20 protein-coding genes and 1 pseudogene are annotated in these 21,503 nt (G+C 61.6%); 8 read left to right on the forward strand and 13 right to left on the reverse strand.

Going from position 1 to position 21,503, the window contains the following annotated elements:
• Both trpS and GSM73_RS17605 read right to left on the reverse strand, forming a co-directional pair.
• Nucleotides 1-670: pseudogene (gene trpS / locus GSM73_RS27495) on the reverse strand (tryptophan--tRNA ligase); the annotation flags it as partial.
• Between the two features lie 24 nt (nt 671-694).
• Nucleotides 695-1,324, reverse strand: a complete 630-nt coding sequence (locus GSM73_RS17605) for an alpha/beta hydrolase (RefSeq protein ID WP_047228580.1) — start codon at nt 1,322-1,324, stop codon at nt 695-697.
• Nucleotides 1,325-1,472: 148 nt separating this feature from the next.
• Here GSM73_RS17605 and GSM73_RS17610 point away from each other — a divergent pair, with 148 nt between their 5' ends.
• Entirely contained in the window at nt 1,473-1,910 is a 438-nt protein-coding gene (locus GSM73_RS17610; RefSeq protein WP_047228581.1) for a YhcB family protein, read from the forward strand.
• A gap of 242 nt (nt 1,911-2,152) precedes the next feature.
• Here GSM73_RS17610 and GSM73_RS17615 read toward each other — a convergent pair whose 3' ends face one another.
• From GSM73_RS17615 to GSM73_RS17650, 8 genes are all read right to left on the reverse strand, one after another.
• A complete protein-coding gene (locus GSM73_RS17615) occupies nt 2,153-3,538 on the reverse strand; it encodes an aspartate aminotransferase family protein (RefSeq protein WP_107321904.1) in 1,386 nt (461 codons plus the stop codon).
• Nucleotides 3,535-5,022, reverse strand: a complete 1,488-nt coding sequence (locus tag GSM73_RS17620; protein WP_160893362.1) for an NAD-dependent succinate-semialdehyde dehydrogenase — start codon at nt 5,020-5,022, stop codon at nt 3,535-3,537. The genes GSM73_RS17615 and GSM73_RS17620 overlap by 4 nt, the downstream gene beginning before the upstream one ends.
• Before the next feature lie 129 nt (nt 5,023-5,151).
• Nucleotides 5,152-5,631 carry an Lrp/AsnC family transcriptional regulator gene (locus tag GSM73_RS17625; RefSeq protein WP_160893364.1) on the reverse strand — a complete coding sequence of 160 codons (480 nt, stop codon included), beginning with the start codon at nt 5,629-5,631 and terminating at the stop codon, nt 5,152-5,154.
• 196 nt (nt 5,632-5,827) lie between these two features.
• Nucleotides 5,828-6,829: a N(2)-acetyl-L-2,4-diaminobutanoate deacetylase DoeB gene (gene doeB, locus GSM73_RS17630; protein WP_047228585.1), complete on the reverse strand. Its 1,002-nt coding sequence runs from the start codon at nt 6,827-6,829 to the stop codon at nt 5,828-5,830.
• A 3-nt stretch (nt 6,830-6,832) separates the two neighbouring features.
• Nucleotides 6,833-8,023, reverse strand: a complete 1,191-nt coding sequence (gene doeA / locus GSM73_RS17635) for an ectoine hydrolase DoeA (protein WP_047228586.1) — start codon at nt 8,021-8,023, stop codon at nt 6,833-6,835.
• Nucleotides 8,024-8,064: 41 nt separating this feature from the next.
• The gene (locus GSM73_RS17640) at nt 8,065-9,057 is read right to left on the reverse strand and encodes a cyclodeaminase (RefSeq protein WP_160893366.1); all 993 of its coding nucleotides are present in this window, start codon (nt 9,055-9,057) and stop codon (nt 8,065-8,067) included.
• Nucleotides 9,058-9,081: 24 nt separating this feature from the next.
• Nucleotides 9,082-10,053, reverse strand: a complete 972-nt coding sequence (gene eutB, locus GSM73_RS17645; RefSeq protein ID WP_160893368.1) for a hydroxyectoine utilization dehydratase EutB — start codon at nt 10,051-10,053, stop codon at nt 9,082-9,084.
• A gap of 213 nt (nt 10,054-10,266) precedes the next feature.
• Nucleotides 10,267-11,661 carry a PLP-dependent aminotransferase family protein gene (locus GSM73_RS17650; protein WP_047228589.1) on the reverse strand — a complete coding sequence of 465 codons (1,395 nt, stop codon included), beginning with the start codon at nt 11,659-11,661 and terminating at the stop codon, nt 10,267-10,269.
• A 290-nt stretch (nt 11,662-11,951) separates the two neighbouring features.
• Here GSM73_RS17650 and ehuB point away from each other — a divergent pair, with 290 nt between their 5' ends.
• The 4 genes from ehuB to ehuA all read left to right on the forward strand — a co-directional run bounded on the left by ehuB (nt 11,952) and on the right by ehuA (nt 15,057).
• The gene (ehuB, locus tag GSM73_RS17655) at nt 11,952-12,809 is read left to right on the forward strand and encodes an ectoine/hydroxyectoine ABC transporter substrate-binding protein EhuB (protein WP_047228590.1); all 858 of its coding nucleotides are present in this window, start codon (nt 11,952-11,954) and stop codon (nt 12,807-12,809) included.
• A gap of 66 nt (nt 12,810-12,875) precedes the next feature.
• Complete coding sequence (gene ehuC, locus GSM73_RS17660; RefSeq protein ID WP_047228591.1) at nt 12,876-13,535, forward strand: ectoine/hydroxyectoine ABC transporter permease subunit EhuC; 660 nt, start codon at nt 12,876-12,878, stop codon at nt 13,533-13,535.
• Nucleotides 13,532-14,188: an ectoine/hydroxyectoine ABC transporter permease subunit EhuD gene (gene ehuD, locus GSM73_RS17665; protein ID WP_047228592.1), complete on the forward strand. Its 657-nt coding sequence runs from the start codon at nt 13,532-13,534 to the stop codon at nt 14,186-14,188. The genes ehuC and ehuD overlap by 4 nt, the downstream gene beginning before the upstream one ends.
• Complete coding sequence (gene ehuA, locus GSM73_RS17670) at nt 14,188-15,057, forward strand: ectoine/hydroxyectoine ABC transporter ATP-binding protein EhuA (RefSeq protein WP_370695169.1); 870 nt, start codon at nt 14,188-14,190, stop codon at nt 15,055-15,057. Before ehuD ends, ehuA begins: the two co-directional genes overlap by 1 nt.
• 127 nt (nt 15,058-15,184) lie before the next feature.
• Here ehuA and GSM73_RS17675 read toward each other — a convergent pair whose 3' ends face one another.
• Entirely contained in the window at nt 15,185-15,919 is a 735-nt protein-coding gene (locus tag GSM73_RS17675; protein WP_076383595.1) for an OmpA family protein, read from the reverse strand.
• A gap of 104 nt (nt 15,920-16,023) precedes the next feature.
• Complete coding sequence (locus GSM73_RS17680) at nt 16,024-17,199, reverse strand: aspartate aminotransferase family protein (protein WP_076386553.1); 1,176 nt, start codon at nt 17,197-17,199, stop codon at nt 16,024-16,026.
• Between the two features lie 98 nt (nt 17,200-17,297).
• On the opposite strand from GSM73_RS17680, the gene GSM73_RS17685 reads away from it, so the two are divergent.
• From GSM73_RS17685 to GSM73_RS17695, 3 genes are all read left to right on the forward strand, one after another.
• Entirely contained in the window at nt 17,298-18,215 is a 918-nt protein-coding gene (locus GSM73_RS17685) for a LysR family transcriptional regulator (protein ID WP_160893370.1), read from the forward strand.
• 191 nt (nt 18,216-18,406) lie between these two features.
• On the forward strand, nt 18,407-19,420 hold the full coding sequence (locus GSM73_RS17690; RefSeq protein ID WP_160893372.1) for a diguanylate cyclase: 1,014 nt from the start codon (nt 18,407-18,409) through the stop codon (nt 19,418-19,420).
• A gap of 138 nt (nt 19,421-19,558) precedes the next feature.
• Complete coding sequence (locus GSM73_RS17695) at nt 19,559-20,263, forward strand: hypothetical protein (protein WP_160893374.1); 705 nt, start codon at nt 19,559-19,561, stop codon at nt 20,261-20,263.
• 345 nt (nt 20,264-20,608) lie between these two features.
• On the opposite strand, the gene cyoE is transcribed toward GSM73_RS17695, so the two are convergent.
• Complete coding sequence (gene cyoE / locus GSM73_RS17700) at nt 20,609-21,496, reverse strand: heme o synthase (RefSeq protein WP_047228597.1); 888 nt, start codon at nt 21,494-21,496, stop codon at nt 20,609-20,611.
• Nucleotides 21,497-21,503: the final 7 nt, after the last annotated feature.

Consider the following 21,503-nt stretch of genomic DNA (forward strand, 5'->3'; position numbering starts at 1 on the left):
TGTCCTTGGCGCTGCTGAACAACGGGATGGTGTTGTCGTAGCTCTTGGACATCTTGCGGCCATCAAGGCCCGGCAGGGTGGCGACGCTCTCCTCGATCAGCGCCTCGGGCATGGTGAAAAACTCCTTGCCCTGGCCGAACAGATGGTTGAAGCGCTGGCCGATGTCGCGGGCCATTTCCACGTGCTGGATCTGGTCGCGACCGACCGGCACCTTGTGGGCGTTGAACATCAGGATGTCCGCGGCCATCAGCACCGGGTAGCTGTACAGCCCCATGGTGATGCCGGCGTCCGGGTCTTCGCCGGCCTCGACGTTTTTGTCCACCGACGCCTTGTAGGCGTGGGCGCGATTGAGCAGCCCCTTGGCGGCGACGCAGGTCAGCAGCCAGGTCAGTTCCGGAATTTCGGGAATGTCGGACTGGCGATAGAAGGTCACGCGGTCCACATCCAGGCCACCGGCAAGCCAGGTCGCTGCGATTTCCAGGCGCGAGCGCTGGATGCGCAGCGGGTCATCGCATTTGATCAAGGCGTGGTAGTCGGCCAGGAAATAGAACGAATCGGCGTTGCTGTCGCGGCTGGCGAGGATCGCCGGACGGATAGCGCCGGCGTAGTTGCCCAGGTGCGGGGTGCCGGTGGTGGTGATGCCGGTCAGGATGCGGGTACGAGTCGTCATGGGTTATCGCTTGTCAGACTGCTGTCAATTCGAGAGGCGCGGCAGGAGCAGATCCTTGAGATCGGTCAGCTTGCCATGGAAAAAGTGCCCGCATTCTGCCACTTTCAGCAGCTCATGGGGGCGCTGGAGCGCGTCCGACCATTGGTAAACCAGCTGGGGGTCGACCACTTCGTCGGTTTCCGGCTGGATCACGGTCAACTCGCCGCTCATCGGCAAGGGCGATTGCGCGTCCAGGCGCATCACCGCCGGGGCCACCATGAACAGGTGCTTGGGTGGCTGGCCCTGGGCTTCCAGACGTCCGCCAAGGCTTGCGGCAACGAAGCCGCCAAACGAGAAACCGAACAGGGTGAGCGGCAGTTGCGGGTATTTTTCCCGCAACCAATCGGCTGCAGCCTGGGCGTCGTCGACTTCGCCAGTGCCCATGTCATGGCTGCCGGCACTGGCGCCGACCCCGCGATAATTGAAACGCAACGTAACCAGGCCAGCATCACGGGCAGTGCGTTGCAAGGTCGAGACGACTTTGTTGAGCATGGTCCCGCCCTGCACCGGGTTGGGGTGGCAGATCAGCGCCAGGCCACGGGGCGCTTCGCTGTCCAGGTACAAGGCTTCCAGTTGGCCCACGGGGCCATCAATGACTACAGGGGTTTCGCGCATAAGCAAGGGAAAGAACTCCGTGACCTCGAATAGGGTCGACTCGTCTAGCTAAAAGTCTGTGCCTGGCATGATTGCGATGTTCTTCGCGGTATACAGCGCAGGTCCGAGCCGTTAACGTAAAGCAAAGCCGTTTATAGAGGAAGGACTCGTGGAACACTCGCTCTTAGTTTGGCTGTTGCCGACTCTTGCCCTGGTTGCCGGTGTCGCCATTGGATTCCTGCTTGCCCGACTGCTGCCCAATGCGGTGCCTAACAGCACGCAACGTCAGCTGGACGACATTCAGGAACGTTTCGACAGTTATCAGAATGAAGTGGTCACTCACTTCAACAGCACCGCTTCTCTGGTGAAAAAACTCACTCAGAGCTACCAGGACGTCCAGGATCATTTGTCCGAGGGTGCCAATCGCCTGGCCCTCGACGAGCAGACTCGCCAACGCCTGCTGGCCGCCCTGCATGCTGATGCGGCGCAGACACCACGGGAACGCCTGACCCCACCAAAAGAGGTCCAGGAACCACCCCGGGACTACGCCCCCAAGGCCCCAAATTCACCCGGCATGCTCGATGAGCATTACGGTTTGAAGAAGTAAACTCCAAGCGACACCCAAAAGCCCGCCCGATCGCATGATCGGGCGGGCTTTTTTTTGACTCCGACGCCTTGTGGGAGCGAGCCTGCTCGCGATGTCGGCGGCACGTCCAGCATCACCGTTTCAGACACACCGCTTTCGCGAGCAGGCTCGCTCCCACAGTTTTGATTGGGGTGTTCACAAAGTCTGTGCCCGCACCCATCTCCTGTGGGAGCTGGTGTCACAGGTTCTGCGCCACCCTGCCCTCACCCCAACACTTCACCCGCCACCTGATCGATAGCCCCTTTGGTGATGTCGACGATCAGGTCCGCCTCTTCGCGGGTCAGGATCAGCGGCGGGGCGAAGCCCAGGATGTCGCCGTGGGGCATGGCGCGGGCGATCATGCCGCGTTCCAGGCAAGCGGCCGAGACCCTGGGGCCGACTTTCAGCGCCGGATCAAAAGCGCTGCGCTGCTCGCGATCAGCCATGAACTCCACCGCCGCAAGCATGCCATCACCGCGCACTTCACCCACCAGCGGATGGCCTTCGAGGCTTTCACGCAGCCGGCGGTTCAGGTAGCCGCCGACATCCTCGGCGTTGGCGGTGAGGTTTTCCCGCTCGAGAATGTCGAGGTTGGCCAGTGCCGCCGCCGCGCAGATCGGATGCCCTGAATAGGTCCAGCCATGCCCCATGGCGCCTTCGGTCTGGGAGGCTTTTTCAATCACACTCCAGACCTTTTCCCCGATGATCACCGCCGACAACGGTGCATACGCGCTGGTCAGGCCTTTGGCGGTGGTGATCAGGTCCGGCTTCATACCGTAGCGCTGGCTGCCCATCTTCGAGCCCAGGCGACCGAAGGCGCAGACCACTTCATCGGCAATCAGCAACACGTCATACTTTTTCAGCACCGCCTGGATCGCGTCCCAATAACCGGCCGGCGGAACAATGATCCCGCCCGTGCCCATCAAAGGCTCACCAATGAACGCCGCCACGGTGTCCGGCCCTTCAGCCAGGATCATTTTTTCCAGCTCATCGGCGCAGTAGCGTACGAACGTGCCTTCGTCCATGCCCGCCGGGGCCTTGCGATACCAATGGGGGCACACGGTGTGCTTGACCCCTTCCACCGGCAGGTCGAAATGCTGGTGGAAGGTCGCCAGCCCAGTCAGGCTGCCGGTCATGATGCCCGAACCATGGTAGCCACGATCGCGAGAGATGATTTTCTTCTTCTGCGGCCGGCCCAGCACGTTGTTGTAGTAACGCACCAGTTTGACCTGGGTTTCGTTGGCATCGGAACCGGACAGGCCGTAGTAGACCTTTTTCATCCCTTCCGGTGCCCAGTCCATGATGCGACTGGACAGTTCGATGATCGCCTCGCTCGAGTGGCCGACGTAGGTGTGGTAGTAGGCCAGTTCCTTGGCCTGCTTGTAGATGGCATCGGCCACTTCGGTGCGGCCGTAGCCGATGTTCACGCAGTAGAGGCCGGCAAAGGCGTCGATGAAGTCACGGCCTTCATGGTCGCGAATGCGGATGCCCGCTGCGCTCTTGATGATCCGGCCCTTGAGCGCACCGCTGGCGTGGTCGTGGGCGTGGGTCGAGGGGTGCATGAAATGCGCACGGTCTTGTTCGAACAGCGTGTTGAATTCCTGGCTCATGCGAATTCTCCTGGGAACTGGCCTTGATGGTGCAGGCAAAAGTATTTGGTTTCGACGAAGGGCTCGAAGCCCTCGCTGCCACCCTCGCGGCCAAGGCCCGAGGCTTTCATGCCACCGAAGGGAATCGGATGGCCGGTGAACTTGACACCGTTGATCGCGACCATGGCGTGGTCGAGACGGCGAATCAGTGGATAAATGAGGTCCAGGCGGTTGGAGCAAATATAGGCTGCCAGTCCGTACTCGGTGTCGTTGGCCATTTCGATGGCTTCATCCAGAGTGTCAAATGGCATCACCCCGGCAATGGGCGCGAAATTTTCTTCGCGGTAGATGCGCATCTGCGGCGTGACATCAGCCAGCACCGTTGGCTGGTAGAACAACCCTCCCAAGGCATGGGCCTCGCCACCGACCAGGCGCTGGGCGCCAAGGGCCAGAGCATCGGCGACCCGGTCGGCAGTTACGTCGAATGCCGCCTGGTGCATCAACGGGCCAATATCCACATCCTGCTCCTGCTGATCGACCATGGCCGGGCCGACCCGCAACGCCCGAACCGCTGCGGCGAAACGGCTGAGGAACGCCTGATAAACCGGGCGCTGGACCATGATCCGGTTCGCCGCGCAGCAATCCTGGCCCGAGGTCTGGAACTTCGCCTCCACGGCGACTTTTACCGCCAGCGCCAGGTCAGCATCGGCGCAGACAATGAACGGCGCGTTGCCGCCCAACTCCAGGGCGACTTTCTTCACATCATGGGCGGCGGCTTGCAGCACCAGTTTGCCGACCCGAGTCGAGCCGGTGAAACTCACTGAGCGGACACGGCGATCCTTGACCAGGGTTTCCATGGTCATCTGCGGCTCACCCAACACCACGTTGAAGACCCCGGCAGGAAAACCCGCCTCCTCGGCCAATTGCGCCAAGGCCAAAGCCGAGTACGGCGTTTCGTGGGCCGGTTTGATGACCACGGTGCAACCGGCAGCCAGGGCAGCGGCGGCCTTGCGGGTGATCATCGCCGACGGAAAATTCCACGGCGTGAGCAGCGCACAGACACCCACCGGCTCCTTGAGGGTGCCCAGGTGGGCGTTGGGAATGTGGCTGGGGATATTCTGCCCGTACAAACGCCGGGCCTCTTCAGCGAACCAGGGAATGAAGCTTGCGGCATAGGCGATTTCGCCACGGGATTCGGCCAGGGATTTGCCCTGCTCCAGGCTGAGGATGCGCGCCAGGTCTTCACTGTGTTCGACGATCAACGCCGCCCAGCGTCGTAGAATCTCGCCCCGGGCATCCAGGCTCTGTTCACGCCACGCGGGGAATGCTTGCTGGGCCGCGTCCACCGCCGCGACAATCTGCGGCTGATCGAGCATCGGCACATGGCCGATCACCGTGCGGGTGGCGGGGTTGTGCACGGCAATGCTCTGGCCGCTGTCGCTGTGGACCCACTGGCCGTCGATGTAGCAAAGCGCTTTGAACAGCAGCGGATGTTGATAAGTCATGACGTTCACTCCAGACCGTGTGCGTGAAACCATGCTAGGGCAGCGGCACTTGGATAATCGGGTGTTTGCCGTAGGTCATTGCTTGGTTTTTTCTGAAACAAGGGGCTGTAAAAGTGATTTCTGCGGTGCTCAGGTTGACGGTGCCAGCTCCGCCGGCAAGGCGCCGCCGGTCTTGATGGTTTTGGTGACGATGTAGGTGAAATAGCGCTCGATGCCGAGGTCTTCGAGCAGCAGTTGATCGACAAAGCGCTGGTAGTAATCGATATCCGGAGACTGGATCATCGCCAGGTAATCCACCCCGCCGCCGGTGGCGTAACAGAACGCGACTTGCGGGGCGGTGGCCATGCGCTGCTCGAAGCGACGCATGTCCTGGGCGGTGTGTCGGGCCAGGGTGATTTCCACTAGCACCTGTTGACGCTTGAACACCGCGCCCCAGTCGATCTGCGCCCGATAGCCGGTGATCAGCCCTGCCATTTCCAGCTTGCGCACCCGCTCCCAGGCCGGCGTCACCGAAAGGTTGATCGCCTCGGCCAGACTCGACTTGGTGATCCGTCCATCCTCCGCGAGGATCTGCAGGATCTTGAGGTCATAGCGGTCGAGCTTGTGCATGGGCCGGGCTCCCGGTGATTAAAAACTCAAGGCATACATCAATTGTGGCGAGGGGATTTATCCCCGCTGGGTTGCGAAGCAGCCCCCAAGTTACTGACTCAATCTGTCTGCCATACCGAAGTGTCAGGTTGTAGGGTCGCTGCGCAACCCAGCGGGGGATAAATCCCCTCGCCACAAGTTCAGTGCCCAACCCGACTCACGCCAACACATCCGCAATCACTGCCAAGGTATCGCCACATCGCACCAGCCCCGGAAAGTGCCGGGCCGCCAGCAGTCCGCTGCGGGCGGCGCGGTATTCGATGGGGGCGACGCCGCTGCGGGTGGCGTCGTAAATACGCGCCACCACCTCGCCCAGGGTCACGTGTTCTCCCAGGTCGCGGCACATTTCCAGCAGGCCGTCGTGTTCGCTGGCGATGAAGCAACTGGCATCGGGCATGTCGAGCATCATCGATGGCTGTAGCTCGATTTCGCCGCGCAGGATGCCGGCGTGGATCAGCAGATTGCGTACGCCGCGCTCGGCAATCGCCACGCTGCGGGCCGTCGATGAGCCGCCACCGCCCAGTTCGGTGGTGACAAACACCTTGCCCTGGGATTCGGCGGCAGTGTCGTACATCGCCCCGGCGTCCAGTTCCAGCATGCGCATGCAATACGGCGCATTGAACGCCAGCATCCCCGCCTCGCAACGGGCCTGTTGCTGCTTGTCCGGCAACACGTGGCAGGCGGCGAACGGCAGGAAGTCCAGGGTCCGGCCACCGGAGTGGATGTCCAGGACGATGTCGGCCAAAGGCAGCAACGTACGGTTGAAATAGTCAGCGATTTTCTCAGTGACGGTACCGTCCGGCTTGCCGGGAAAACTGCGGTTGAGATTGCCCTTGTCGATGGGCGAAGTCCGGCGTGCGGCATGGAACGCCGGGGTGTTCATGAACGGCACGATAATCACCCTTCCGCTCACCTCTTGCGCGGTCAACCGTTGTGCCAGCTTGCTCAGGGCTACCGGGCCTTCGTACTCATCGCCGTGGTTGCCACCACTGAGCAACGCCGTCGGGCCACTGCCGCGCTGGATCACGGTGATGGGAATCATCACCGCGCCCCAGGCCGAATCGTCTCGCGAGTACGGCAGTTTGAGGAAACCGTGCTGTACGCCCTCGCGGGTGAAATCGACCGTGGCGCTGATGGGATTGGCAGGCAAGTCAGTCATGGCTCAATCCTTCACGAACAATTGACGAGGCACGTTGCACAGCGTCTCGACGCCGGTTTCGGTGATCAGGATGCTTTCAGTGATTTCCAGGCCCCAATCGTCCATCCACAATCCGGGCATGAAGTGGAACGTCATGCCCGGCTGCAACACGCTGGTGTCGCCGGGGCGCAGGCTCATGGTGCGCTCGCCCCAATCCGGTGGGTAACTGATACCGATCGGGTAGCCGCAACGGCTGTCCTTGTGGATGCCGAACTTCTCCAGCACTTTGAAAAACGCCACGGCGATGTCGCCCGTGGTGTTGCCCGGCTTGGCCGCGTCCAGGCCGGCGGCGATGCCCTCGACCACGGCTTTTTCGCCGTCGAGAAAATGCTGCGGCGGCTTGCCCAGGTAGATGGTGCGTGACAGCGGGCAGTGGTAACGCTTGTAGCAACCGGCAATCTCGAAAAAAGTCCCGGCGCCCTTCTCGAACGGCGAGTCGTCCCAGGTCAGGTGCGGCGCGCTGGCGTCGGCACCAGTGGGCAGCAAGGGCACGATGGCCGGGTAATCGCCGCCATGACCATCGGCCCCAAGGATGCCGCTGCTGTAGATCTCGGCCACCAGTTCGTTCTTGCGCATACCCGGCTCGATCCGCTCCAGAATCCGACCGTGCATGTTCTCGACGATGCGCGCGGCGATGCGCATGTAGGCGATTTCCTGGGGGGACTTGACCGCCCGCTGCCAGTTCACCAGGCCCACCGCGTCCACCAGTTTGGCCTGCGGCAAATGTTTTTGCAGCGACAGGTATGCGGCGGCGCTGAAGTAGTAGTTGTCCATCTCCACGCCGATGGTCAGCGCGCCCCAGCCACGAGCGCTGATCACTTCCCGGGACAGGTAGTCCATGGGATGGCGTTCGCGCGACTGCACGTAGATGTCCGGGTAGCCGACGATATTCTCGGCCTGCATGAACACCGTGCGTTTGGCACCGTTGGCATCCTGGCCGCGACCGAACCACACGGGCTCGCCGTCCAGCGCCAGCAGCACGCACTGGTGTACGTAGAACGACCAACCGTCGTAGCCGGTGAGCCAGGCCATGTTCGACGGATCGGTGACCAGCAACAGCTCCAGGCCCTGGACCTGCATGGCCACACGGACCTTCGCCAGGCGCTGGGCGTATTCCTCCCGCTGGAACGGAAGATTGACGACTATCTCTGACATCCACCTGCCCTCTGATCAATGACGCACGAATAAAAGATCGGTCAACAACCGAATGGGAAACCCTTGCCTGCCGCCCGCGCCCGCTCGAAAGCCAGGTTGGCGATGGCGGTGTCCTGGGCGCCGGTGCCGGTGAGGTCGCACAAGGTGACTTGCGCCTCATCGGTCCGCCCGGCCCGCTGCCCCGCCAGTACCTGGCCCAACTCCAGCAACGCCGACTCATCGCCGACGACACCGGCCGCCAGGGCGTGATGCAATTCGCCGAGCACGCGGGTCTGGCTCAGGCGATCAGCGACGTAGCAGTCGACTGCCGCCAGGGCTTGCGGACAAATCTCGTTCTTGTGCTCCGCGTCCGAGCCCATCGCCGTGATATGCAGGCCGGGATGCAGATGCCGGGACTCGATCAGCGGCTCACGACTGGGTGTGCAGGTAATGGCGATGTCCACACCTTCCAGCGCGGCGTCGAGCGTTGCGCACGGTGTCACCGAAAGCCCCGTCTCACGTGCCAGTTCGGCACTGAAGGCCTGGGCCTTTTGGGCATCGCGAGCCCAGACCCGCACCTCCTCGATGGGCCGCACCAGACGCAGCGCCTGAAGCTGCAACGCGGCCTGCTCGCCAGCGCCGATCAACGCGACACTGCGGCTCTGCGGGCGGGACAGGCAGCGCGCCGCCACCGCCCCGGCCGCGGCCGTGCGCACGGCAGTGAGGTAGCCGTTGTCGAGTAACAGCGCCTCGAGCAAACCGGTGCGCGCCGACAACAGCATCATCATGCCGTTGAGGCTGGGCAGGCCGAGTTTCGGATTATCGAAAAAGCCTGGGCTGACTTTGATCGCAAACCGCTCCAGACCCGGCAGGTAAGCGGTCTTCACATCCACCTCACCGTTATGTTCGGGGATGTCCAGCCGCAGGATCGGCGGCATCGCCACGGCTGCCGTTGCCAGCAGCACAAAGGCCTGCTCGATGGCGTCGATGCTGGGCAAGTCGAGGGCCACGCAACTGCGCAGATCCGCTTCGCTCAATAGGGTGACTTCACTCATGGCTGGCTCCGTTGCGGCTGAAGGTTATTGAGGGGCCCCGGCGATCACACGGGCATGTTGTTCGGTGTCGACGTTGCGCCCGCTGATCACCAGCACAATGGGGCCACGCGGTTCGATCAGGCCGTCGAGCAAAGCGGCAATACCCACCACGGCAGCGCCCTCAAGCACCAGGCGTTCCTCGTGATAGGCGTGGCGCAAGGCATTGGCGATGGAAGCTTCTGAAAGCAGGTGCAGGTCATCGCTCAGTTGCCGGGTCATGTCGAAGGTGTAGCGGTTGTCCAGGCCGATGCCGCCGCCGAGGGAGTCCGCCAGAGTGGGCAACTCCTCGACTTCCACCGGATGCCCGGCGGCGAGGCTGGCGCCCATGGCGGCACCTCGGGCCATGCTGATGCCATGCACCTGAATCGCCGGATTCGCACTTTTGAGCGCCAGCGCCACGCCGGCGAACAGGCCACCACCGGACAACGGCACCAGCACCTGGGCCACGTCCGGCTGTTGTTCGAGGATCTCCAGGCCGAGGGTGCCCTGGCCGGCGATGATCGCCGAATGGTCGAAGGGCGGCAGAAAGGTCGCACCCTGCTCTCTGGCGATGCGTTCGGCTTCGCGCTGGGCATCGTCCTGGGACTGACCGACGATGCACACCTGCGCACCGAGGTCGCGGATCGCCTGGACCTTGTTAGCCGGCACCAGGTTCGACAGGCAGACAATCGCCTTGACGCCTTGTTGCGAAGCGGCATGGGCCAGCGCCCGACCATGATTGCCGGTCGAAGCGGTGACCACGCCGAGGGCCTTTTGCTCGGGGCTGAGCTGGGCCACGGCATTGCTCGCACCACGCAATTTGAAGCTGCCGGTGATTTGCAGGGATTCAAGCTTGAGGTACACCGCCACCCCCATCAGCCGTGACAGGCTGGGGGAATGCTCCATGGGCGTACGCCGCACCAGCGATTCGATGCGCTGGCGAGCGAGGTAGACATCCTGTAGCTGCAACACTGCCATGACCGCGTCCCGAGCTGATGTGTTGGGCGCAGTCTAAGAGGGCTGGATTGTGGTGATGAATGTACTAGGGCAATTTAATCAATGATTGTCCGGCCCCAAATCCTCGACCACTACAAATCCCCTGTGGGAGCGAGCCTGCTCGCGATGGGGACAGTACAGCCACAGTTTCTGTTGGCTGTTACGCCGCTATCGCGAGCAGGCTCGCTCCCACAGTTAAAAATCATGCACCTGCGGATACTGGTCAAACATCTCGCGCATGCCGATCAGCGCATGGCGCATTTCCTCATCGCTGCATTCGGCGCCTACGCATACTCGCACCGCACGAGGTTTGGGGGTGCCGCGCACGGTGAACGGGTCGGGAGAGGTTACGGCGATGTGTTTGTGCCGCAGCGCCCGCACCAGGCTGTCCACCTCCCACCGGGGTGGGATGCCTATCCAGGCATTCAAGGCGTGAGGATGCTGGCCCAGCAGATGCTCGCCCATGTACTCGGTCACCATCGCCTGGCGCCCGGCCAACAGCCGTCGTTGCAGCTGCACCAGCGACTCGGCGCGGCCATCGCGAATCCAGCGGGCGGCGATCTCCGAGACCATCGGCGTGGCCATCCAGCTGTTGACCCGCAGGATGCTCTCGGTGCGTAGCGCCAGGCGCTTGGGCACCACCAGATAACCGATGCGCAGCCCCGTGAGCACCGACTTGGTCATGCTGGTGCAATAGAACGACAGCTCCGGCAGGTAGTGGCTGATGGGCGGCGCACGGCGCTCGTCCAGCAGCGGACCGTATACGTCATCTTCGATGATGTGCACACCAAAGCGCCGGGCAATCTCGGCGATTTCCCGCCGGCGGGTGTCGGGCATCAGGCTGGTGGTGGGGTTGTTCAGGTTCGGCGTGCACACCAGCGCGGTGATGCGCTCGTTGCTGCACATGTCCTCGAAGTGTTCAGGGTCGATGCCATAGCGATCCATCTCCAGGCCCTTGAGGGTGAAACCCAGCACCTGGGAATTGCCGATCACCCCGTGGTCGGTCACCCCTTCGCAGAGCACCACATCATCGGGGCCGGCCAGGGAAGCAAGAGCAAGGAAGATCCCATGGGCTGCGCCGTTGGTGATCAATATGTCGTTGCGATCAACCTTCAACCTCTGGCGGCCGATCCATTGGGCGGCCGCTTCGCGATGGGATTCAAAACCTGCGATCGGCCGAAAAGCATGAATCCACGGCTGGTCTTCTTCGGTACTCAATTGAAGGCAGGTGTCGCGCCAGAACTGGTCGTGCTCGCGGGTGTGCATGATTCGCGTGATGGAAAAGTCCACCAGCGCGCGCTCGGGGCTGTCGAGGATGTAGGTCGCGACCCGATCACTCATACGTCGCGAAACGAAGCTGCCGCGCCCCACTTCACAGCGCACCAGCCCCTGGCGCTCCAGCTCCTTGTAGGCATTGGTGACGGTCTGCACACTAATCCCCATGGCGTCCGCCACTTGCCGTTGCGGCGGCAGGCGTTGGTCATTGGCCAGGGCGCCCTGCTCGATATCGTCAGCAATGGCCTGTACCAGAATCTTGTATTTGGACTCACCGCTACGGGCCGCGTCCAAGGCTGATTTCCACTTTTCCATGACGCTGCAACCCGCGTGTGTTCTGGTGCGCACAGCATCCCGCGGCAACGGCGACAAAGCAATTGTCCTAGTGCAATACAATCGGTGCCGGGGCTTTTGTATGCTCGGTCCAAGGTTGTCATCCAGGCGGGTTCACCACCCCGACAAAAAAGCCGGATCGACCTGTACCGGCGCCGCTCCCGATTCCAGGCCAAGGCCGGATCAGCCGCTGTACGCTTTGCTCTTGTAACACTGCCTCCTACCACAGAGCCGTCAAACGACGGATCCACAAGAAACAGGAGATTTTACCGATGAGCAATTTCCTTCCCGCCACATGCGCGCCCCTGCGTCGGCTCTTAATGACTTGTGCCGTACTTGGCCTGGCTGGCAGCGTTCACGCTGCCACCCTCGATACCGTCAAAAGCAACAGCAGCATCCGGATCGGCTACGCCAACGAAACGCCGTTCGCCTTTACCGAAACCGACGGCACCGTTACCGGTGAATCACCGGAAATCGCCAAGATCATCTTCGCCAAGATGGGCATCAAGCAGGTCAACGGCGTGCTCACCGAATGGGGCTCGCTGATCCCCGGCCTGCGCGCCGGCCGATTCGATGTGATTGCCGCCGGGATGTACATCACGCCGGCGCGCTGCAAGCAGGTATTGTTCACCGATCCGCAATACCAGTTGCCCGATGCCCTGCTCGTGGCCAAGGGCAATCCCAAGCAACTGCACAGCTATGAAGACATCGCCAAACAACCGGACGTGAAGCTGGCAATCATGGCCGGTACGGTGAACCTGGCGTACGCCCGGGATTCCGGGGTCAAGGATGAGCAGATCCTTCAGGTCCCCGACACCACCGCGCAGTTGCAAGCGGTGCGCGCCGGTCGCGCGGACGCTGCCGTCGGCACGCAACTGACCATGAAGGGCCTGGCCAGCAAGGGCGGTGACAAGGTTGAGGCGATGACCGAGTTCAAGGACGACCCGTCGCACATCGGCTACGGCGCCCTCGCCTTCCGCCCCGAAGACAAAGACCTGCGCGATGCGGTCAATGCCGAGCTGAAGAAATGGCTAGGCTCTGAAGAACACCTCAAGGCCGTTGCGCCGTTCGGTTTCGACAAGTCCAACGTGACCAGCAAAACCGCGGCCGAGCTCTGCGCTCAGCCATAGCCGAAACGGGCATGACGCGCAGTGCGTGATGCCTGTTCCCTGCTTCATCGGATATCGGGTTGAACCATGGGCGAATTACTTCCGTTATTGATTCAAGGGGCCTGGGTCACGCTTCAGGTGACCTTTCTCGGCTCGCTGCTGGCGATCGTCGCCGCGGTCCTGGCGGCCTTGGGGCGACTGTCACCGTGGCGAGCGCTGCGCTGGTTTTCCATCACCTACATCGAAGTGTTTCGTGGCACGTCGCTGCTGGTGCAGTTGTTCTGGTTGTTCTTCGTGCTACCACTGCCGCCGTTCAACGTTGAGTTGAGCCCCTATGCTGTGGCGATTGTCGGCCTGGGCCTGCACATCGGCGCGTATGGTGCCGAAGTCATGCGCGGCGCCATCAGCTCGGTGGCCAAGGGGCAATACGAAGCGTGCACGGCGCTGAATTTCAGCGGCTTCAAGCGCTTCAAGCGGATCATCCTGCCCCAGGCCCTGCTGGCGGCGATCCCACCGGGCACCAACCTGCTGATCGAATTGCTCAAGAACACGTCACTGGTGTCGCTGATCACGTTGTCCGACCTGAGCTTCCGCGCGCGGCAGCTGGATCAGGCAACCTTCCAGACCCTGGAGATCTTCAGCCTGGCGCTGGTGATGTATTTCATCCTCGCCCAGGCCATCAACCTGGGCATGCGCCATGTCGAGCGACGACTGAGCCGGGGCCGGATGCGTGGAGGTCTGTCATGACCCTGTTCGACTGGTCCTACGCCGCACAGATCCTGCCGGACTTGCTGCGCGCCTCGCTCAATACGGTGGGCATCACCCTGATCGGCTTTCTGATCGCGATTGTCCTGGGGCTGTTCCTGGCAATTGGTCGGCGCAGCCGAAAAGTCTGGCTGTCATGGCCGGCCACCGCCGTGATCGAGTTCATCCGCAGTACGCCGCTGCTGATCCAGGTGTATTTCCTCTACTACGTGCTGCCTAATTACGGCTTGAGCCTGACGGCCATGCAAGTGGGGATCCTGGGTATCGGCCTGCACTACGCCTGCTACATCGCCGAGGTCTATCGCAGCGGCCTCGACGCGGTGCCGCGGGCGCAGTGGGAAGCGGTGACGGCACTGAACATCGCTCCGTACAACGCTTACCGCAACATCATCCTGCCCCAGGCGCTGCGGCCGATCATACCGCCGCTGGGCAATTACCTGGTGGCGATGCTCAAGGACACGCCGGTGCTGTCGGCGATCACCGTGGTGGAAATCATGCAGCAGGCCAAGAACATCGGCTCCGAGCATTTCCGTTACCTGGAGCCGATCACCATGGTCGGCCTGTTCTTCCTCGCCCTGAGCCTCGCCTTGGCCTATCTGGTACGGCGCCTTGAAACGCGCATGGAGCTACGCTAATGACTTTACCCCTGTCCTCGCCCACCGATTTGTCCCGGCGCAGCACGCTGGCGTCGCAGCAGGAGGCCCCGGCCATGCAAGATCAGACACCGTCCCGGCCGATCGTGAGTTTCCAGGACGTGACCAAAAGCTATGGCAGCTTTACGGTGCTCGACCATCTGAACCTGGATGTCGCGCCCGGTGAAAAAGTCGCGATCATCGGCCCCAGCGGCTCGGGCAAGTCCACATTGTTGCGGGTGTTGATGACCCTGGAAGGCATCGACCAGGGCCAGATCCGCATCGAAGATGACTCCCTGACCCACATGCCCAACCGCAACGGCGTGCTGGTGCCGGCCAACGACCGGCACATCCGCCGTGTGCGCGGCAAGATCGGCATGGTGTTCCAGAGCTTCAATCTGTTTCCCCACATGACCGCGCTGCAAAACGTGATCGAGGCGCCGGTGCAGGTGCTGGGCATGAATCCGAAGGAAGCCCGGGAGCGCGCCGCCGATTTACTGGAGCTGGTGGGGCTGGGCAGCAAGCTCGATCATTACCCTTCGCAGTTGTCCGGCGGCCAGCAACAACGGGTGGCGATTGCCCGGGCGCTGGCGATGCGACCCAAGGTGATGCTGTTTGACGAAGTGACCTCGGCACTCGATCCGGAACTGTGTGGCGAAGTGCTGAATGTGATCCGCAAACTGGGGGCCGAGCACAACCTGACCATGCTGATGGTGACCCACCAGATGGGCTTCGCCCGGGAATTCGCCGATCGGGTGTGCTTCTTCTACAAAGGGCAGATCCACGAACAGGGCACTCCGGCGCAGATCTTCGAAAACCCGCAGCAGGAGCGCACGTGCGCGTTCTTGAGTGCGGTGAAAGAGGCTAACTGAACCTATCTACTAAAGTGAACACTGTTGTGGCGAGGGAGCTTGCTCCCTCGCCACAAAGGTCCAAACGCTAGCCGCAAAAAAGGGGGCCCCTGTTTTCAGGGGCCCCCTTTCATTTACCGCCCAGCAGTTATGGGTACTGCTGGTAAGTCTGCCCCTGCTGCGGCGCTGTCTGGTATTGCTGGCCCGGAATGGCCTTGAGGTTGACTTCGACACGGCGGTTTTGCGCGCGGCCATTGACGTCGGCGTTGCTGGCCACCGGATTGTCCGGGCCGGCACCGCGGGCCGTCAGGTTGGCGCCACTGACACCTTGGGACGTCAGGTAGGTCGCCACGCTCTGTGCACGACGTTGCGACAGATCCATGTTGTGCTGGCGGCTGCCGGTGCTGTCGGTATAACCCACGATTTCGATCTGGTTCTGGTTGAACTCCTTGAGGGAGTTGGCCAGGTTGTTCAGCGGCTGGTAGAAACTGGACGCGATGTTCGCCGAGTCGGTGGCGAAGGTGATGTTGCCCGGCATGATCAGTTTGATCTGGTCGCCCTGGCGCTGCACTTCAACGCCGGTATTGGCCATGCTGGCACGCAGTTTCTTTTCCTGCTGGTCGGCGTAGTAACCGTAGCCGGCCGCGGAAGCCCCCACGACCGCAGCGCCGATCAATGCACCCTTGCCACGGTTATCGTGACCGATGGCCGCACCGGCCAACGCACCGGCCAGGGCACCGAGGCCGCCGTACTTGGCAGTCTTGCTCATGCCGGAGGACTCTGTGGAGGCCTGCCCCTGGTTGTCATAAGGATTAGGCGACGCGCAGCCGGACAGCAGGGCCACAGCGGTTGCGACAACAATCAAGCGACGCGAGGTGAACATGAAGGTGCTCCTGGTATTTTAATTCTGAAGTGCCAGTATCGACTCTGGCTGGCGTTGGAACACGGCAATTGGCAAAAATTCCGTCCAGCCGTGTCGCACTTGCCTTAATCCTGCGCCAGGCACCGGCTCACCCCCCTGACGATCATCTCCACTTCCCGCCCATCAATGGTCAACGGGGGCAGCAGGCGGATGGTCTTGCCGCGAGTGACATTGATCAGCAGAGCGTGGTCACGTGCGGCACAAAGGCTCAGGTCGCGGACCGGTTGCTTGAGTTCGACGCCGATCATCAAGCCCTGGCCGCGAATCGCCAGCACGTTCGGGTTGTCCGCCAGTTCGGCCGTCAGCCGGTTGAGCAACTGTTCACCCTGATGCCTGGCGTTGTCCAGCAAACCTTGCTCCTGGATGATGTCCAGCACCGTGCAGCCCACCCGGCAGGCCAGCGGATTACCGCCGAAGGTGCTGCCGTGGCTGCCAGGGGTAAACAGTTCGGCCGCCTTGCCCCGGGCCACGCAGGCGCCGATGGGCACGCCATTGCCCAACCCCTTGGCCAGGGTCATGACGTCCGGCACGATGCCTTCGTGCTGGAAGGCAAACCATTGGCCGGTGCGGCCGATACCGGTCTGGATCTCGTCGAGCATCAGCAACCAGGCGCGCCGGGTGCACAGTTGACGCAAGGCCTTGAGATAGCCGGGCGGCGCCAGTTGCACACCGCTTTCGCCCTGGATCGGTTCCACCAGTACCGCAACGATGCGCTCGCCATGAACCTGCTGAATATTTTCCAGCGCCGCCAGATCACCGAATGGCACCTTGATGAAATCCCCCGGCAACCGATTGAAGCCCAAGCGCACCGCCGGGCCATCACTGGCGGACAAGGTGCCCAATGTGCGTCCGTGAAACGCATTCTCCATGACCACCACCAATGGCTGCTCGATACCTTTGTGCCAGCCATAAAGGCGCGCCAGTTTCAGTGCGGTTTCGTTGGCCTCGGCACCAGAGTTGTTAAAAAACACCCGATCCATGGCTGAGAGCTGAGTGAGTTTTTTCGCCAACCGTTGCTGCCAGTCGATGCCGTACAGGTTGGAGGTGTGCAGCAGCAGGCCAGCCTGCTCGCTGATAGCCTCCACCAGTCGAGGGTGGGAATGGCCGACGTTGGTCACAGCCACGCCCGCCACCGCATCCAGGTACTCGCGACCGTCCTGATCCCACAGGCGCGTACCCAACCCATGGGTGAAATTCAGCGCCAGGGGTTGGTAGGTGGTCATCAGGCAGGCGGCGGTCATGGCTTCAAGCTCCATCAGGTGGTTTTTTCCAGTATGGTTAGCCACCCTTGCTGGATAAACGCTACATTCCTTCAATCATTTTAAAGCCAGGCTTGATAATGGATCTTTTTCAGGCAATGACGGTTTACGTCAAAGTGGTGGAAACCGGGAGCCTGACAGCGGCGGCCCAGGCGTGCGAAATGTCCACCACCATGGTGGGTAATCACCTTCGCGCACTGGAAGAACGTCTTGGCGTGCGCCTGATCAACCGTACGACGCGGCGCCAGCGCCTGACGGAATTCGGCTCTTCCTATTACCAGCGCTGCCTGGAAGTACTCGGGCTGGTGGCCGACTCCGAACGACTGGCCGAGCAGACGCAAGGCGAGCCCACCGGCACCTTGCGCATCACCGCGCCACTGACCTTTGGCACCGAGCGCCTTGCCCCGGCGCTGGCCGAATTCAGCCGGCTCCATCCCCAGCTTAAACTCGACGTGGTGCTGACCAACCAACGCCTGGACCTGCTGGATCATGGTTTCGACGTCGCCATCCGTCTCGGCCCCACCGACCCTAAGCTGATCGCCCGACCGTTGATGGACTACACCCTGACCATCTGCGCATCCAGGGCCTACCTGGCGCGCCGCGGCACACCGCAAAAACCCGCTGACCTGGAGCAGCACGACTGCCTGTCCTTCGCCTATTCCGCCGGCGACGAGTGGCGCTTCGCCCAAGATCACTGGCCCATCAACGGGCCGGAAGGTGAAATCAAAGTACCGGTGACCGGGCCGATGCTGATCAACAGCTCCTCAGGACTGCATCGCGCGGCCCTGGCCGGCATGGGCGTGGTGATGCTGCCCGATGCACTGGTGGCGCAAGACCTGGAGGAAGGCCATCTGGTCGCGCTGCTGCAGGACTATCAACTTCCCCACCGGCCAATGAGCCTGATGTATGCCCAGGATCGCTATCGGCTGCCCAAACTGCGCAGCTTTGTCGAATTTGCTATGCAGCAATGGGGCAAACCCCAAACCCAATCCGAATGACAAAGTAGGAGCTGACGCGTGCAACGAGGCTGCGATCTTCCCCCCAGCGCTTGAGTCCCACACAGACCGTCCACCCCCGGCCCTCGTCAGCGCCCCAACAGAGCGAACCCCGCTAGTGCCCCCCCGCCCCATCGGCTACTCTTCTTCCTTGGACGAGCATTTTGATATCAAGGCTGATTGAGGAAACGACGATGGGCGACGCCTCGAACATCGATATGCTGCGCCTCGACCTGTCCGGTCTGGACGAAGGTGTGCTGCACACCATCCTTGAGCTGGTCAGCGATGGCATCTGGGACTGGAACGCCAACACCGGTTTCGTCTACCGCAACCCTGGCTGGTACACGATGCTGGGGTATCCGCCTCACTCACTCGATAACACCGTGCTGACGTGGGAAAGCGTGATCCATCCCGATGATTACCCGCAGGTGATGGCTTTGTTCGACGACCACCTGCAACAACGCTCCCATCACTACCAGGCCGAATACCGCTGTCGCACGCGCGACGGCTCCTGGATGTGGATCGAGGACCGTGGTTATGTGATCGCCCGTAACCCCGACGGCACGGTGGCGCGGATGATCGGCGCCCATCGCAGCATTGACGACAAGAAGCGTCTGTTCGAACAACTGGAACGGCGCAACAAATCGCTGGAAGCCGTCATCCAGGAGCGAACCCTGGAACTGTCCCGGGTCAACCATCAGTTACAGATCCAGCTCGACGAAAACCGCAGGCTTGCCGAAACCGACGCCCTGACGCGGGTTGCCAACCGCTATCGTCTCGAACAGGCCCTGCCGCTGGCCTGCGAGCGTGCCCAGCGTTTTCGCGAGCCGTTGTCACTGATCGCCATGGACGTCGATGACTTCAAGGACATCAATGATCATTACGGTCATGCTTTCGGCGACGCAGCGCTGGTGCAAGTGGTGCAAGCCGTTAAACGCTGCGAACGCGACGGCGACTTGCTCGCACGTTGGGGGGGTGATGAATTCATCATGATTTTGCCCAATACCTCCCTGGCCGACGCCTGCCTGATGGCTGAAACCATTCGCCGCAGTCTGTCCGATCTGCTGCCGGTGGGCGATTTCCAGGTCACCATGAGTTTTGGCGTGGTGCAGCGGCGTGGGGATGAGCAGCACACGATGCTGCTGGACCGGGCGGACCAGGCGCTGTATCGCTCCAAGGTGGCCGGCAAGAATGTGATCTGCCAATGATGCGTACCTGAACAACAAATGCCGACCTGCCACCGGTTCAACCGTGACAACGCCGCCCGGGTCCAATAGATTAGGCGACCGGAAAAAAGCTCAACGCCTTTCTCGCCTCATCCAGCTAACAGAAGTAGTGAAATTTCAATGTCCGATTCCAATACCGCTGAATCCGTAGTCACCCTGTCGTCCAAAGCGGAATACGAAAACTCCATCAATCTTTCACAGCATCTGCCTCAGGCCAAAAGCATCAGTGAGATGGTTCTCGATGCGTTCCAGTCGAACCGCGAAAGCGATCAGATCCGTGAGCTGCGCAACGCCATCCGCCAGGCCCATGACGCGTTCGACGATGACAAGGCCTACGAACTGATGGGCCAGCTCAAGCAGCTCAAGGACGCCGAAGCCGCCGATTTCGCGGCACTGGAAGACCTGAGCAGCCGCTTCCCCATCAGCCGTATCCTGTCCAGCTACAAGGACGACCCGACCTTCCAGGAACTGGTTTATGGCCTGGCCCTGAAAGTGCTGAACCAGACCCACCAGGCCATCAGCAATCCGAGTGGCAGCAAAGGCAAAGCCTCGCGGCCCAAGAAAGAGGCCGAAGTGTTTGTCATCAGCAAGGACGGCATCAGCGTCACCCTGCCCTTGCGCACCCCACGCTCCAAGCCAAACGTCGACCGCGAGGCCTTCGAATTCCTGGGCTTCAATTTCGTCGGCGAGGGCGACCAGGCCGAACTGGAAAATGACATCTTCCTGGACAACGACGGCACCGAACAACCGGTCACCCGCAAAAGCATCGTCACCGCCCTGCAACAGCAGAAAGCGTTCGACGGCTACAGCATCGCCCAGCAATAAGCCTTCTTGTTCGGTGGTTGTCAGCCCGCCGCCAGAACCTGTGGGAGCGGGCTTGCTCGCGATAGCGGTGATTCAGCTTGCATCGATGTTGAATGGGCCGGCGTCATCGCGAGCAGGCTCGCTCCCACAATGGATCAGCGGCGTTCGCAGATTATGTGCTCGCCGTAGCACCTGTGGGAGCGAGCCTGCTCGCGAATGCGCCCTGTCAGTCAACATCACCTCAGCTGACCCACCGCTTTCGCGAGCAAGCTCGCTCCCACAGGAATGTCGACAGTTCGAAGCAACACCCACAAAAAAGCCCCGCACTTCTCTCGAAGGCGGGGCTTTTTGTGTGGCGTCTGAAGCTTAAGGCGCGTAAGTCAGCAACAACTCACTCGGCACTTTGAAGTCCAGGGACATCATGACGCTCAGGGCGGTGATGGTGAAGATCGAGAACACGAACAGCTTGCGTGCCCAGACCGTGTCATCCACCGCCTTGTAGCCGGTCCAGGCCATGTACAACCAGTACATGCCCATGGCGGCGGCGACGGCGAGGTAGCTCATGCCGGCGTAGCCGCTGAAGGTCAGCATCAAGGTCGCCACGAGGAAGGCCAGGATGTAGAGCAGGATGTGCTTCTTGGCCACCTGGATGCCGCGCTTGACCGGCAGCACCGGAATCGAGGCGGCCAGGTAATCGTTGAAGCGGAAGATCGCAATGGCATAGGAATGCGGCATCTGCCACAGGCTGAACATCACCAGTAGCGTCAGCGCCGCCATGTCGAAGCTGTTGCTCACCGCCACGTAACCGATCACTGGCGGCATCGCCCCCGACAGACTGCCCACCAGCGTGCCGTGGACCGACTTGCGCTTGAGGTACAGGCTGTAGAAACCGACATAGATGACAAACCCGATCACCGCGAACAGCGCCGCCAACGGGTTGGCCACCCAGTACAGCAGCGCCACACCGGCGACACCCAGCACCGTGGCGAACGCCAGGGCCAGTTGCACCGGGATCAGGCCCTGGACCAGGGCGCGGTTCTTGGTGCGCTCCATCTTGATGTCGATGTCGCGGTCGATGCAGTTGTTGAATACACAACCGGACGCCACCACCAGGGAAGTGCCGATCATCGCCGCCAGAAAGATGGCCAGATCGACATGCCCTTTCGAGGCCAGGAAAAACCCGCCTGCCACAGAAAGCACGTTACCGAAAATGATCCCCGGCTTGGTGATTTGGATAAAGTGCTTTAAGGACATCCGGACT

It is taken from the genome of Pseudomonas sp. PICF6, from assembly GCF_009831705.1.
In the GTDB taxonomy this organism is placed as follows: domain Bacteria; phylum Pseudomonadota; class Gammaproteobacteria; order Pseudomonadales; family Pseudomonadaceae; genus Aquipseudomonas; species Aquipseudomonas rhizophila.